The sequence below is a fragment of the Brachybacterium sp. GPGPB12 genome (assembly GCF_038396325.1).
Taxonomy (GTDB): Bacteria; Actinomycetota; Actinomycetes; order Actinomycetales; family Dermabacteraceae; genus Brachybacterium; species Brachybacterium conglomeratum.
In genome coordinates this window covers 1-14209 of record NZ_CP149573.1, presented here as the reverse complement: position 1 = coordinate 14209, position 14209 = coordinate 1, and the positions used below count along the sequence as shown (strand labels likewise).

The 14209-nt window shown below is 67.7% G+C and carries 6 protein-coding genes, 3 rRNA genes and 3 pseudogenes; 1 reads left to right on the top strand and 11 read right to left on the bottom strand.

Annotation, left to right across the window (positions count from 1 at the left end; translation table 11 throughout):
• Positions 1-7 precede the first annotated feature (7 nt).
• The 8 genes and pseudogenes from steA to WKH84_RS00025 all read right to left on the bottom strand — a co-directional run bounded on the left by steA (position 8) and on the right by WKH84_RS00025 (position 7514).
• Positions 8-1182: pseudogene (gene steA, locus WKH84_RS00060) on the bottom strand (putative cytokinetic ring protein SteA).
• A complete protein-coding gene (locus WKH84_RS00055; protein ID WP_341856719.1) occupies positions 1179-1901 on the bottom strand; it encodes a hypothetical protein in 723 nt (240 codons plus the stop codon). The pseudogene steA and the gene WKH84_RS00055 overlap by 4 nt, the downstream one beginning before the upstream one ends.
• Before the next feature lie 69 nt (positions 1902-1970).
• Entirely contained in the window at positions 1971-2897 is a 927-nt protein-coding gene (locus WKH84_RS00050; RefSeq protein WP_341855248.1) for an AAA family ATPase, read from the bottom strand.
• A 10-nt stretch (positions 2898-2907) separates the two neighbouring features.
• Entirely contained in the window at positions 2908-3762 is an 855-nt protein-coding gene (locus tag WKH84_RS00045; RefSeq protein ID WP_341855247.1) for an NAD kinase, read from the bottom strand.
• Between the two features lie 91 nt (positions 3763-3853).
• Positions 3854-4665, bottom strand: a pseudogene (locus WKH84_RS00040) (TlyA family RNA methyltransferase); the annotation flags it as partial.
• 68 nt (positions 4666-4733) lie between these two features.
• Positions 4734-5558 carry an HAD-IA family hydrolase gene (locus WKH84_RS00035; RefSeq protein WP_341856718.1) on the bottom strand — a complete coding sequence of 275 codons (825 nt, stop codon included), beginning with the start codon at positions 5556-5558 and terminating at the stop codon, positions 4734-4736.
• A gap of 198 nt (positions 5559-5756) precedes the next feature.
• The gene (locus tag WKH84_RS00030; protein ID WP_341855246.1) at positions 5757-6164 is read right to left on the bottom strand and encodes a hypothetical protein; all 408 of its coding nucleotides are present in this window, start codon (positions 6162-6164) and stop codon (positions 5757-5759) included.
• Between the two features lie 276 nt (positions 6165-6440).
• Positions 6441-7514 (bottom strand): hypothetical protein, encoded by a 1074-nt coding sequence (locus WKH84_RS00025; protein ID WP_341855245.1) that lies wholly within the window; start codon positions 7512-7514, stop codon positions 6441-6443.
• Between the two features lie 417 nt (positions 7515-7931).
• On the opposite strand from WKH84_RS00025, the pseudogene WKH84_RS00020 reads away from it, so the two are divergent.
• Positions 7932-8704: pseudogene (locus tag WKH84_RS00020) on the top strand (MBL fold metallo-hydrolase); the annotation flags it as partial.
• Between the two features lie 228 nt (positions 8705-8932).
• On the opposite strand, the gene rrf reads toward WKH84_RS00020, so the two are convergent.
• The 3 genes from rrf to WKH84_RS00005 form a co-directional block, all read right to left on the bottom strand.
• A 5S ribosomal RNA gene (gene rrf / locus WKH84_RS00015) occupies positions 8933-9049 on the bottom strand.
• A gap of 122 nt (positions 9050-9171) precedes the next feature.
• Positions 9172-12240, bottom strand: a 23S ribosomal RNA gene (locus WKH84_RS00010).
• A 339-nt stretch (positions 12241-12579) separates the two neighbouring features.
• Positions 12580-14100, bottom strand: a 16S ribosomal RNA gene (locus WKH84_RS00005).
• The 16S, 23S and 5S rRNA genes sit together here, the layout of an rRNA operon.
• Positions 14101-14209 lie beyond the last annotated feature (109 nt).

Genomic DNA, 14209 nt, shown 5'->3' with positions numbered 1-14209 from the left:
GACCCTCCTACGACCCGGTGGCCCGGGGTGTGAACAGCGTGGTGAACCAGGACAGGAGCCCGTCGAGGCGGGCGAAGAGGATCTGCACGAGCGCCTGACCGCCCGGGGTGGCCCAGAGCGCCACGGCGAGCGCGGCCAGACCCGCCAGCGCCAGCGAGACGAGCTGGAAGGTGGAGATCCTCTGACGGTACAGGCGGGAGACGCCCTTCGCGTCGACGAGCTTGGAGCCGATGCGCAGACGTGTGAGGAAGGTAGAGCTCATGCCGGCACGGCCCTTGTCGAGGAACTCCTCGAGGGTGCCGTGGGTGCCGACGGCGACGATGACCGAGGCGCCCTTCTCGTCGGCCAGCGAAGATGGCGATGTCCTCGCTGGTGCCCGAGGCGGGGAAGGAGACCGCGCCCTCGGCCAGCCCCAGCTCCGCCAGCCGCTCCATCCCGGGGGCGCGGCCGTCGCGATAGGCGTGGACGACGAGCTCGGAGCCGGAGCGCAGGGCCCGGTCGGAGACGGAGTCCATGTCGCCGATGATCATGTCGGGGCGGAACCCGGCCTCGAGCACCGCGTCCGCGCCGCCGTCGACCCCGATGATCACGGGGCGGTTCTCGCGCAGGAAGGGCTTGAGGGTCGCCAGGTCCTCCTTGTAGTGGTAGCCGCGCACCACGATCAGCACCGGCCGGCCGTCCATCCGGGTGGCGACCTCGGGCGCGCCGATCCCGTCCAGCAGCAGGTCCCGTTCGCGGAGCATGTACTCCATCGTGTTCTCGGCGAACAGCTCGAGCCGCTCGGAGAGCCCCTCCCGGGACGCCTCCTGGGAGGCGGCGACGCTCGCGTCGTCCTGCCGGGCGCCCTCGGCGATCGGCTCCCCCTCGAGCGAAGACCCGCCCGTCCTCGACGGTGATCCGCTCCCCGTCGCGGATCCCCTCGAAGACCTCGTCCCCGAGGGAGTCGACGAGCACGATCCCGGCGTCGACGAGGATGCGCGGGCCCGCGTTGGGGTAGCGGCCGGAGGTGGAGGCGGCGACGTTGAGGACCGCGGCCGGCTCCCGCTCGAGGAGCGCCTCGGCAGCGACCCGGTCGATGTCCTCGTGGTCGATGATCGCGATCTCGCCGGGGCGGAGACGCTTGGTGAGGTCCTTGGTGCGCTTGCCGAGGCGGGCCACGCCCTCGGTGCGGGCCGCGCTCATGGCCTCGTCCGTCCGGCCTCGTTTAGCGGCTCCTCGGCGTGGGCGAGGGCGACGTCGGAGGCGTCGTCCCCGGCGAGCATCCGGGCGAGCTCCCGGATCCGGCCCGGCCGGTCCAGGGTCTCCACGGTCGAGCTGGTCGCACCGTCCTGCGAGGTCTTCACGATCTGCAGGTGGGTGGAGGCGTGGGCGGCGACCTGCGGGAGGTGGGTGACGACGATGACCTGGGCGTGGCGGGCCAGGCGTGCGAGGCGCTGGCCGACGGCGAGGGCGGCGCGCCCGCCGATGCCCGCATCGATCTCGTCGAAGACGAACACGGGCGCGGCGGTGCGGTCGCTGCGGGAGGAGGCCAGCGCCACCTCGAGGGCGAGCATGACGCGGGAGAGCTCGCCGCCGGAGGCGGCCTGCGCGACAGGGAGGTGGTCGGCGCCGGGATGGGGGGCGAGCAGGATCGCGACCTCGTCCCGGCCGTGGGAGCGGTGGGCGCGCCCCGTGACGTCGACCCGGATCTCCGCATCGGGCATCTCGAGGTGGCGCGGCTCCTCCTGGACCGCGCCGGAGAGGGCGCCGGCGGCCTCGGTGCGTGCCGCGGTGAGCTCCTCGGCGGCCGCGTCGAGCTCCGTCTCGAGCCGCTCGAGGCGGGCCGCGACGGTGCCGCGCTCCTCCTCCGCGCCCTCGAAGCGGTCGAGCTCCTGCGCCGCGGTGCGGGAGGTCTCGAGCAGTGCGGTGACGTCCTCTGCGGGGCCGTCCCGTCCCGGCGACGAGGGCGCCGAGGTCGCGCACCAGGACGGTCAGCTCGTGGAGGCGCTCGTTGGCCTCCTCGATGCGTCCGGGTGAGGCGTCGATCCCGTCGGCGTAGCTGGAGAGCTCCCCGGCGATGTCGGAGAGCTCGATCCGCGCGCGTCGAGCCGTTCCGTGAGGGGGACGAGGGTGCCGTCGGTGCGGGCGGCGCGGGCGAGGGCCTCCCCCGCGATGTCGAGCAGGGATCCGGCGGCGGGCCCGTCGTCGTCGCCGACCAGGGCGAGCGCGGCCTGCCCGGCGGCGCCGCGGAGCTCCTCGGCGTTGCCGAGCCGTTCGATCTCGGCGCGCGCGCGTCGTCCTCCCCGCCTGGGGGTCGGCCTGCTCGAGCCGCTCCAGCGCCTCGGTGAGGACGGTGCCGCGGCGCTCCCGCTCGGCGAGCAGGGTGTCGAGCTCGGCGAGGCGCTCGGTGAGGGCGGTGCGCTCGCGCCAGATCGTGCGGTGCCGCTCGAGCAGCCGGCTCGATCTCGGCGGCCCCGAAGCGGTCCAGGGCCTCGCGCTGTGCGTCGTGGTCGCGCAGACGCCGCTGGTCGGACTGGCCGTGCACGGTGACCGCGGTGCCCACCAGCCGGGCGAGGGTCCCGATCGGGACGGGGACCCCGCCGATCTGGGCGCGGGAGCGGCCGTCGCGGGTCAGACGGCGCACCACGAGCACCTCGCCGTCCTCCTCCTCGGCGCCGAGCTCGTCCATCGCGTCCGCGAGCTCCCCGTGCCCGGCGAGCGCGAGGGTCCCGTCGACGGTGCTGGAGCCGCGGGTGCGGCCTCGGTCCAGGCGACCGCCCAGCGAAGATGGTCAGGCCCGTGACGATCATGGTCTTGCCGGCGCCGGTCTCGCCGGTCAGAGCGGTGAATCCCGGCCCGAACTCGAGCAGGGCGTCGTCGATCACGCCGATGTGGCGGATGCGCAGGGTGGACAGCACGGCGCGCCCTTCAGCGGGTGCGCGGGCCGCGGCCCCGCCAGCCCACGACGGGCGGCTGGAACTTCTCGACCAGTCGATCGGCGAACGGGGTCGGGGCGAGGCGGACCAGACGCACCGAGTGCGCGGAGAGCCGCGCCTCGATCCGCATCCCCGCCACGATGTCCTCCCCGCGGCGCCCGTCGAGGGTGAGGATCGCGTCGTCGCGGTTGTCCATGGTCATCTCGACGGCGATCTCGGAGGAGCGTCCCAGCACCAGCGGCCGGGCGAAGAGGGCGTGGGCGGCGAGCGGGATGAGCATCATCGCGTCGACCTCGGGCCAGATGACGGGACCGCCGGCGCTGAACGCGTAGGCGGTCGACCCGGTCGGGGTGGACAGCGACACCCCGTCGGCGCCGAAGCTCGAGACGGGCCGGCCGTCGATCTCGATCGCGACGTTGATCATCTTCTGCCGGTCGGCCTTCTCCAGGGACGCCTCGTTCAGCGCCCAGTGGTGCCCGATCTGCTCGTCGTGCTCGTCGAGGACGGCGATGTCCAGGGTGGAGCGCTTCTCGATCTCGTAGTCGCCGTCGAGGAGCCGGGCGACGGTGATGGAGAGGTCCTCGACCTCGCTCTCGGCGAGGAAGCCGACATGGCCGAGGTTCACGCCGTGGACGGGGATGTCGGCCTCGCGCACGGCCTCGAGGGCGCGCAGGATGGTGCCGTCGCCGCCGAGGACGATGCCGAGCTCGACGGCGTCCGCGGCCGAGACGGCGTCGAGCACGTCCACGCCGCCGTTGGTGAGGAAGGTCAGCAGGCGCGGCGGCGCCTCGTCCTCGGGCAGGGAGAGGACCTCGTCGACCTGCTCGTCGACGACCACCGCGCGCACGCCCCGGCGGCGCGCTCCTCGAGGACAGTGAGCATGGCGCGCGCGCCGCCCGACGGCCGGTGTGCACGTACAGGAGGAACCGTCGCATGGGTCAGTCCTCCTCGGGGGCGTTCTGGTCGCAGCGGCGCCGCGGGAGTGCCCCACCCACGGCAGATCCGATCATGTCATAGGCCTGCGCATCCGGCGTGCAGGACGAGCCGGGCGCGGTGGCCCCTGCGGCATGCGGCCGGACCGAGCGGGCGGGCCGCAGGTGCACGAAGTACTCGCGGTTGCCGTCCTGGCCGGGCAGGGCGCTGGGGCCGATCGCCGCGAGCTCGATCCCCTGCTCGGCGGCGGTCTCGACCACGCCCTCCACGGCGCGGATCCGGGCGGCGGGATCGGTGACCACGCCGGTGCGGGGCGGCGCCTGCCGCCCGACCTCGAACTGGGGCTTGACCATGAGCAGCGGCTCCCCGTGCGGCGCGGTCACGCCCGCAAGGGCCGGCAGGACGGTGCGCAGGGAGATGAAGGAGAGATCCGCGACGACGAGGTCGACGCGGGCGCCGAGCAGGCCCGGGGTGAGGTCGCGCACGCTCGTGCCGTCGCGCACCTCGACGCGGGCGTCCTCGCGCACATGGTCGGCGAGCTGGTCGTGGCCGATGTCGACGGCGATCACGCGATCGGCGCCGCGGCGCAGCAGACGTCGGTGAACCCGCCGGTCGAGGCGCCCGCGTCGAGGCAGAGCAGGCCGCGAGGGTCGAGCTCGAGCAGATCGAGCGCGCCGGCGAGCTTGTGCGCGGCACGGGAGGCGTACTCGATGCCGTCGGGCACGTCGACGACGGTCAGGCGCGCCCCGTCGGGGACGGGGGCCGAGGGCTTGTCGGCCCGGCGCCCGTCGATCCGCGCGCGTCCCTCCTCGACGATGCGCCGGGCGTGGGTGCGGGACCGTGCGAGGCCAGCTTCGAGCGGCGCGACGTCGAGCCGGTCCCCGCTCACCGGGCGGCGGCCGCGGCGGGCAGGGCGGTGGCCCCGTCGCGGCTCAGCAGGCGTCCCGGCCAGGCGTGCTCGGGATGGGTCGTGCGCGCAGCGAGAGCACGGCCCGCGCGACGCGCGGGTCGTCGGCCTCGCCGTGGACGACGGCGATGTCCTCGCCCTCGCGGCGCACCGAGACGGCGCCGCGCGGGCGCCGTCCCCGTCGACGACGGGCGCGGGAAGGGTGCGGCGATCCCGGCGAGGTCCGGGGTGATGAACGTGGGGCGCCGCACCGGCTCGGCGTGCAGGGCGGTCTCGACCGTGTCGACGCCGGTGAGGACGAGCAGGGAGTCCATCCCGGCACGGACGGCGCCCTCGATGTCGGTGTCCAGCCGGTCGCCGACCACGAGCGGGCGGCGGGCGCCGATCCGGGTCGCGGCGACGGTGAACATGCCCGGCTCGGGCTTGCCGGCGACCTCGGGTTCGGCGCCGGTGGCGTGGCGCAGGGAGGCGACGAGGGAGCCGTTGCCGGGGGCGAGGCCGCGCTCGGTGGGCAGGGTCGCATCGACGTTGGTGGCCATCCAGCGCGCGCCGCGGCGGATCGCGTAGGCCCCTTCGGCCAGGCGCGCCCAGCCGAGGTCCGGGGACCAGCCCTGGACCACGGCGACGACGTCCTCGGCATCCGTCTCGACCGGCTCGAGCCCGTCGGCGCGGAGCTGGTCGGCGAGGCTGGGTCCGCCGACGACGAGCACCTTCGCGCCGGGGGCGAGGTCCTCGGCGAGCAGGCGCGAGGCGACCTGCGGGGAGGTCACGAACTCTTCGGGGCTCGCCTCGAGGCCGATCACGGCGAGGTGGTCGGCGGCCTGCTCGCGGGGTGCGGGAGGCGTTGTTGGTCGCGAAGACGACGGAGCGGCCGGCGGCCCGGGCGGTCTCGACCGCCTCGACGGCGTGCGGGATCGGCCGGGCGCCGTGCATGAGGGTGCCGTCGAGGTCGAACAGCGGCGCGTCGTGGAGGTCCAGGAGCGAGGGGTCGGGCCGGCGGATCACGCGGACTCCTCCCGGGTTTCGGACTCCGGGGCGCCGGGGCGGTCGGCCTCGTCGGAGCTCTCCGCCGTCACGATCGCGTCGCCGTCCTCCGCGCCGTCGCCCTCGGTGTCGTCCGCGTCGCGACGCTCGGTGTCGTCGGCGGCCTCCGCCGCGCTCTCCGCTCCGTCGACGTCGCCTGCCTCATAAGCGTCGGCGTCCGCGCCGGCATCCACCGGGACGTCGCCGTCCTCTGCATCGTCGGCGCCGTCCTGGTCGTCCTGCGCGTAGGGGTCGAAGGCGTCGAGCACGCTTATCTGCTCGTCGCCCTCCAGGACGGGCGCCTCGGCGGGCGCGGGAGCCGGACGGCCGAGACGCTCGGCGGCATCGGTGAGGCCCTCGGTGTCCGCGTCGGCGGCGAGCGTCATCCAGCGCGCGCGCTTCGTCCTCGCGCTCCGCGCGCTCGAGGAGGTCGGCGTAGGCGACCCAGAGCCGCACCTGCCAGCGACCGTCGATCTTGTGCCGCAGGGCCGGGATCTCGAGCGTGCGCAGGGCGGTCTGGACGTCACCGGTGTCGGCGTAGGCGCCAGCGACGACCATCATCAGCTCGATCGCGGACTCGACCCCGAGGGCGGCGGCCTCCTCCGAGGCCGCGATGTCCAGGGCGCGCTCGGGCCGGCCGAGGCCGCGCTCGCAGTCGGCGATCATCGGCAGGACATCGGTGCGCCCGGTGATGCGCATCGCGGTGCGCGCTCACGGGATGCGGTGCGGTAGTCGCCGGCGTGATAGGCGAAGATGCCGTAGACCTCGCGCACGATGCCGACGCGTCCGCCGAGACGGGCGGCGAAGCGGGCGTGGGCGAGGGCGGTCTCGGGGTCGGTGTCCTCGAGGAGCTGGGCGGAGACGAGATGGCGACCGACGCGCTCCGCGGTCTCCTTGCTCAGGCCCCGCAGCTCCGCGTGTGTCTCCTTGTCGAGCTCGCGGCCGGTGATGCCCTCGGGCACGCGCGGCTCGATCGGCCGATCGGCGCGCCGCTCCTCGCCCGGACGGCCGCTGCGACGGTCCTCACGGCGGCCCGCGTCCCGGCCCCGGTCGCGCGAGCCGCCCCGGCGGTCGTCGAAACGGTCCTGGCCGCCGCGGCGGGGTCCATCATCACGGCAGGGCCGGTCGTCCCGGCGCTGACCAGTACCTCCGCGACGCTCCTCGCCGCTCCCCCGTCGGTCGCGGTCCTCGCGCCAGGACCGATCGTCGCGGCGCGGCCGATCGTCGCGGCGACCGCGGTCCTCGCGGCGCGGCCCTGCATAGCGGTCCCCGCGCTCCCCGCCCGGGGGACGGTTCTCGCGCCAGGGGCGGTCGTCGCGGCGAGCACGGTCGTCCCGTCCGCGGGTGTCGTCGCGGCGCTCGCCCTCCCTGCGCGGGCGGTCCTCCCGGTGCGGGCGATCCTGCCACCGGCCCCGGTCCTCGCGGTAGGGGCGGTTCTCGCGGCGGCCCGCGCCGTCGGCGCGGGGGCGATCGTTCCGACGCGGACGGTCATCGTGACGGGGGCGGTCGTCCTGACGGGTGAGATAGGGGCGGTCGCCGTCCCGGCGGGGTCCGCCCTCGCGGCGTGCTCCTCCGTCGCGGGAGGGGCCTACGTCGCGGCGGCCTCGAGGACCCCCGGCGCGGCCGCCGGCGGACGCGCCGGATCGAGGCGTCGAGCCTCGCTCGTCCCGCCGCCGACCGTCACGACCCCAGTCGTCCCGGCCGCGGTCGCTCCCGTTGTTGCTGTGCTCAGCCACCTGGACCGCCCGCCTCTTCGTCTCGCCCTGTGCGCCCTATGCGTTTGTCTCCCGGCGACTCTAAGCCAGAGCATGCCCTTGACCCTCGGGTAACGGCATCATCCGTGACTGCTTTCACGGGGCTCCCAGACTCCGGGAACCGACGGTGCTCGGCTTCGCGGACCCTGCGCCGGCGCGCCGGCGCACTGCCCGGAGCCCTCCCGTCGCGCACCGCTCGCCCCCTCCGATCTCGGCGCTCTGTCTCCCGCTCGGCGCCGCGACGCGCACCCGTCCCACTCCGCGATCCCCGCCGGTTCCTCTCCGCGATCCCCGCCGTGTGTCCCTCGGGAACGGGGCGTACCCTCGAAAGCGTTTGGGTCCCCGGCCACTTGGACGGCCCCGCCCGGTCACCGTGCCTCGCAGCCACCAAGAGGAGCCGTGCTCCTCGAACGCCTCTACGACGAGGGCCTCTCCCAGGCGAGCTATCTCGTCGCCTGCCAGGACAGCGGCAGGCGCTCGTGGTCGATCCGCGGCGCGACATCGTCGTCTATCTCGACCTCGCCCGGCATCGAGGTCTGCGGATCGTCGCCGTGACCGAGCCCCATGTCCATGCGGACTTCCTCTCCGGGACGCGCGAGCTCGCCGCGGCGACGGGCGCGACCGCCTATGTCCCGGGGGAGGGTGGCGAGGACTGGCAGTACGACTTCCCGGCCGAGCGCCTCCACGACGGCGACACGATCGAGCTCGGCGTGGTCACGATCACCGCCCGCCACACGCCGGGCACACCCCGGAGCATCTCTCGTTCCTCATCACCGACACCTCCTTCGCGCCGAGCCCCGGGCATCTCCTCAGCGGGACTTCGTCTTCGCAGGCGATCTGGGCGGGCGGATCTGCTGGACGAGGCGGCCGGTATGAAGGACACGCGCATCGACGGGGCACGGCGCCTCTTCGCCTCGCTGCGGGACGTGTTCCTCTCCCTCCCCGACCATGTCCAGGTGCTCCCGGGCCACGGCGCCGGCTCGGCCTGTGGGAAGTCCCTCGGGGCCGTGCCCTCCACGACGGTCGGGTATGAGCGGAGCTTCGCCTGGTGGGCTCCGCATCTCGCGGCCGACGACGAGCAGGGCTTCGTCAAGGACCTCCTGGACAGTCAGCCCGATGCCCACGCCTACTTCGGACGGATGAAGCGTCAGAACGTCCTCGGGCCGGCCTTGAGGCGACCGAGGTCGACGGCGCCTACGCCGGCTGGTCCCGCTGGCGCGAGGAGAACGACGCGCCGGCACGCGCCCGAAAGAAGCGCCCCGATTCCCGCAGAAGGGCCCGTGACCGGCGAATGTCCTCGCTCACGGGCACTCTCCCTGTTCGCGGGCATGAAAAAAGGGAGTGGAGGAGGCGAACACCCGTTTCAGGGGTTCAAGCGCTCCTCCACTCCCAGTGAAGATGTCCGGCGGCGACCTACTCTCCCACACCCTCCCGAGTGCAGTACCATCGGCGCGATCGAGCTTAGCTTCCGGGTTCGGAATGGAACCGGGCGTTTCCTCGACGCTATGACCGCCGTAACACGATGAGACACAACCAGCCACCCACCCACACCAAAAAAGGTGCCGGCAAAGAGGGTTGTTCCCCAAGAACCGCACAGTGGACGCGAACACACACAGCAAACAACACGCACAAAGAATGTTGCTGTAAGTCATCGGCCATTAGTACCAGTCAGCTCCACACATTACTGTGCTTCCACATCTGGCCTATCAACCCAGTCATCTACTGGGGGCCTCACACACCTCAAGGGTGCAAGGATATCTCATCTCGAAGCAGGCTTCCCGCTTAGATGCTTTCAGCGGTTATCCCTTCCCGACGTAGCCAACCAGCCATGCCCTTGGCAGAACAACTGGCACACCAGAGGTCAGTCCATCCCGGTCCTCTCGTACTAGGGACAGGACTTCTCAAATATCCAACGCGCGCGCTGGATAGGGACCGAACTGTCTCACGACGTTCTAAACCCAGCTCGCGTACCGCTTTAATAGGCGAACAGCCTAACCCTTGGGACCAACTCCAGCCCCAGGATGCGACGAGCCGACATCGAGGTGCCAAACCATGCCGTCGATATGAGCTCTTGGGCAAGATCAGCCTGTTATCCCCGGGGTACCTTTTATCCGTTGAGCGACACCCATTCCACAATGAGGTGCCGGATCACTAGTTCCTGCTTTCGCACCTGCCCGACATGTCTGTCTCGCAGTCAAGCTCCCTTGTGCACTTACACTCAACACCTGATTGCCAACCAGGCTGAGGGAACCTTTGAGCGCCTCCGTTACTCTTTAGGAGGCAACCGCCCCAGTTAAACTACCCATCAGACACTGTCCCTGATCCGGATCACGGACCGAGGTTAGGAATCCAGAACGACCAGAGTGGTATTTCAACGACGACTCCACACTCACTGGCGTGAATGCTTTCCAGTCTCCCACCTATCCTACACAAGCCGTCCCGAACACCAATATCAAACTATAGTAAAGGTCCCGGGGTCTTTCCGTCCTGTCGCGCGTAACGAGCATCTTTACTCGTAATGCAATTTCGCCGAGTTCGCGGTTGAGACAGTGGAGAAGTCGTTACGCCATTCGTGCAGGTCGGAACTTACCCGACAAGGAATTTCGCTACCTTAGGATGGTTATAGTTACCACCGCCGTTTACTGGGGCTTAAATTCTCAGCTTCGAACTCCGAAGAGCTCTAACCGGTCCTCTTAACCTTCCAGCACCGGGCAGGCGTCAGTCCGTATACAGCGTCTTACGACTTCGCACGGACCTGTGTTTTTAGTAAACAGTCGCTTCTCCCTGGTCTCTGCGGCCCTCTCCGCTCTCACGGATCGGGCCCCCCTTCTCCCGAAGTTACGGGGGCATTTTGCCGAGTTCCTTAACCACGATTCTCTCGAACGCCTCGGTATTCTCTACCTGATCACCTGAGTCGGTTTAGGGTACGGGCGACCGTATTCGTCACGCCGGAACTTTTCTAGGCAGTACAGGATCACTCACCTACGCCCATACGGGATCCCCATCACGTCTCACCCTCATGGCCCCAGCATTACCCGGGGCCGGGTCGCACGCTTAGACGGACTATTCCATTAAGTCCGCGGAAGCTACCTCTCTGCGTCATCCCACGCGCTGACCTACTACGACCTTGGTTCCCAGCCTCACCACCATCCACACCCCGAAGGGTGCGGTGACAGCTCGGGTGGTTAGCATCAGCCGCCTCGGTATGGGTCCTCCTACGATCGGTTCGGGAATATCAACCCGATGTCCATCGACTACGCCTGTCGGCCTCGCCTTAGGTCCCGACTAACCCAGGGCGGATAAACCTGGCCCTGGAACCCTTGATCAATCGGCGGACGGGTTTCTCACCCGTCTTTCGCTACTCATGCCTGCATTCTCACTCGTACAGCCTCCACCACTGGGTTCCCCCGCGGCTTCACCGGCCGCACGACGCTCCCCTACCCACCCAGGACAAATCCTGAGTGACACAGCTTCGGCGGTGTGCTTGAGCCCCGCTACATTGTCGGCGCAGAATCACTTGACCAGTGAGCTATTACGCACTCTTTCAAGGGTGGTCGCTTCTAAGCCAACCTCCTGGTTGTCTCAGCAACTCCACATCCTTTTCCACTTAGCACACGCTTAGGGGCCTTAGCTGATGTTCTGGGCTGTTTCCCTCTCGACCATGAAGCTTATCCCCCACAGTCTCACTGCTGCGCTCTCACGTACCGGCATTCGGAGTTTGGCTAAGGTCAGTAACCCGGTGGGGCCCATCGCCTATCCAGTGCTCTACCTCCGGCACGAAACACGCAACGCCGCACCTAAATGCATTTCGGGGAGAACCAGCTATCACGAAGTTTGATTGGCCTTTCACCCCTATCCACAGGTCATCCCCTCCATTTTCAACTGAAGTGGGTTCGCGCCTCCACGCGGTCTTACCCGCGCTTCACACTGCCCATGGATAGATCACTTCGCTTCGGGTCTAGAGCCGGCGACTGAACGCCCCGTTCAGACTCGCTTTCGCTACGGCTACCCCACACGGGTTAACCTCGCCACCGACCACTAACTCGCAGGCTCATTCTTCAAAAGGCACGCCGTCACCCCTCAAGGCTCCGACGGATTGTAAGCGCACGGTTTCAGGTACTATTTCACTCCCCTCCCGGGGTGCTTTTCACCTTTCCCTCACGGTACTTGTCCGCTATCGGTCACAAGGTAGTATTCAGGCTTACCAGGTGGTCCTGGCAGATTCACACCGGATTTCACGGGCCCGGTGCTACTCGGGAACAGCGTCACGCCACGCACTGGTTTCGTCTACGGGGGTCACACCCTCTACGCCACCGCACTCACCACGGCTTCGACTACCACTGCGCGTACACGTCGCAAGGCCGGCAGACCCCACAGACACGTCCCACAACCCCTGACCTGCAACCCCTGCCGGGTATCACACAGACCAGGTTTAGCCTCCTCCGCTTTCGCTCGCCACTACTCACGGAATCACTATTTGTTTTCTCTTCCTGCGGGTACTGAGATGTTTCACTTCCCCGCGTTCCCTCCACACTGCCTATACATTCAGCGGCCGGGTACCACGACATGACTCGTGGTGGGTTTCCCCATTCGGACATCCTCGGATCACAGTTCGGTTGTCAACTCCCCGAGGCTTAACGCAGACTCCCACGTCCTTCGTCGGCTCCTTGTGCCAAGGCATCCACCGTGCGCCCTTTAAAACTTACGGCAACACAAAGACACTTTGCGCTTAAAAATTGCTTACAAGATGCTCGCGTCCACTATACAGTTCTCAAGAAACAACCCCACACCTACCACCACCATCCAAAGGACAGTCATGATCGGGGGGACCAGCCACACACCCCCACAAACGGGGGCGCGTGCGACCTCACAACCCAATAGCGTGTCTCCACCTCGAACCCGATGCCCTCACGCGTTCCATCCCGAAGGAGTACTAGCGCTCAGCGCGACGAGCGAAGTGCCTATTCATCGATGTTCCACCCTTGAGCAACCACCCGCCTGACACTCGCAGACGACGATGGCCACCAATATTGGTGATGCTCCTTAGAAAGGAGGTGATCCAGCCGCACCTTCCGGTACGGCTACCTTGTTACGACTTAGTCCCAATCACCGATCCCACCTTCGACAGCTCCCTCACGAGGATGGGCCACTGGCTTCGGGTGTTACCGACTTTCGTGACTTGACGGGCGGTGTGTACAAGGCCCGGGAACGTATTCACCGCGACTGTTGCTGATCTGCGATTACTAGCGACTCCGACTTCATGGGGTCGAGTTGCAGACCCCAATCCGAACTGAGGCCGGCTTTTTGGGATTCGCTCCACCTCACAGTTTCGCAACCCATTGTACCGACCATTGTAGCATGCTTGAAGCCCAAGACATAAGGGGCATGATGATTTGACGTCGTCCCCACCTTCCTCCGAGTTGACCCCGGCAGTCTCCTATGAGTCCCCACCATCACGTGCTGGCAACATAGAACAAGGGTTGCGCTCGTTGCGGGACTTAACCCAACATCTCACGACACGAGCTGACGACAACCATGCACCACCTGTGCACCAGTCCAAAGAAAGCCACATCTCTGCGACCGTCCAGTGCATGTCAAGCCTTGGTAAGGTTCTTCGCGTTGCATCGAATTAATCAGCATGCTCCGCCGCTTGTGCGGGCCCCCGTCAATTCCTTTGAGTTTTAGCCTTGCGGCCGTACTCCCCAGGCGGGGCACTTAATGCGTTAGCTACGGCGCGGAAAACGTGGAATGTCCCCCACACCTAGTGCCCAACGTTTACGGCATGGACTACCAGGGTATCTAATCCTGTTCGCTACCCATGCTTTCGCTTCTCAGTGTCAGTAATGGCCCAGAGACCTGCCTTCGCCATCGGTGTTCTTCCTGATATCTGCGCATTTCACCGCTACACCAGGAGTTCCAGTCTCCCCTACCACACTCTAGCCTGCCCGTACCCACCGCACGCCCGAGGTTGAGCCTCGGGTTTTCACGGCAGACGCGACAAGCCACCTACAAGCTCTTTACGCCCAATAATTCCGGACAACGCTTGCGCCCTACGTATTACCGCGGTCGCTGGCACGTAGTTAGCCGGCGCTTCTTCTGCAGGTACCGTCACTCTCGCTTCTTCCCTACTGAAAGGGGTTTACAACCCGAAGGCCGTCATCCCCCACGCGGCGTCGCTGCATCAGGCTTTCGCCCATTGTGCAATATTCCCCACTGTCGCCTCCCGTAGGAGTCTGGGCCGTGTCTCAGTCCCAGTGTGGCCGGTCGCCCTCTCAGGCCGGCTACCCGTCATCGTCTTGGTGAGCCATCACCTCACCAACAAACTGATAGGCCGCGAGTCCATCCCCCACCGATAAATCTTTCCAGCACCCACCATGCGATGAGTGCTCATATCCGGTATTAGCCACGATTTCCCGAGGTTATCCCGAAGTGGAGGGCAGGTTACTCACGTGTTACTCACCCGTTCGCCACTAATCAGGTGGTGCAAGCACCACCGTCATCGTTCGACTTGCATGTGTTAAGCACGCCGCCAGCGTTCGTCCTGAGCCAGGATCAAACTCTCCATGAAAATCATGAAAAACTATAAACCTGACAAAATAAACAAACAACCAGCATTTAACTGCTGTATCATCCGTTATAATCTGCCATTCAAAATAATGGCATCGATAAACAGACAC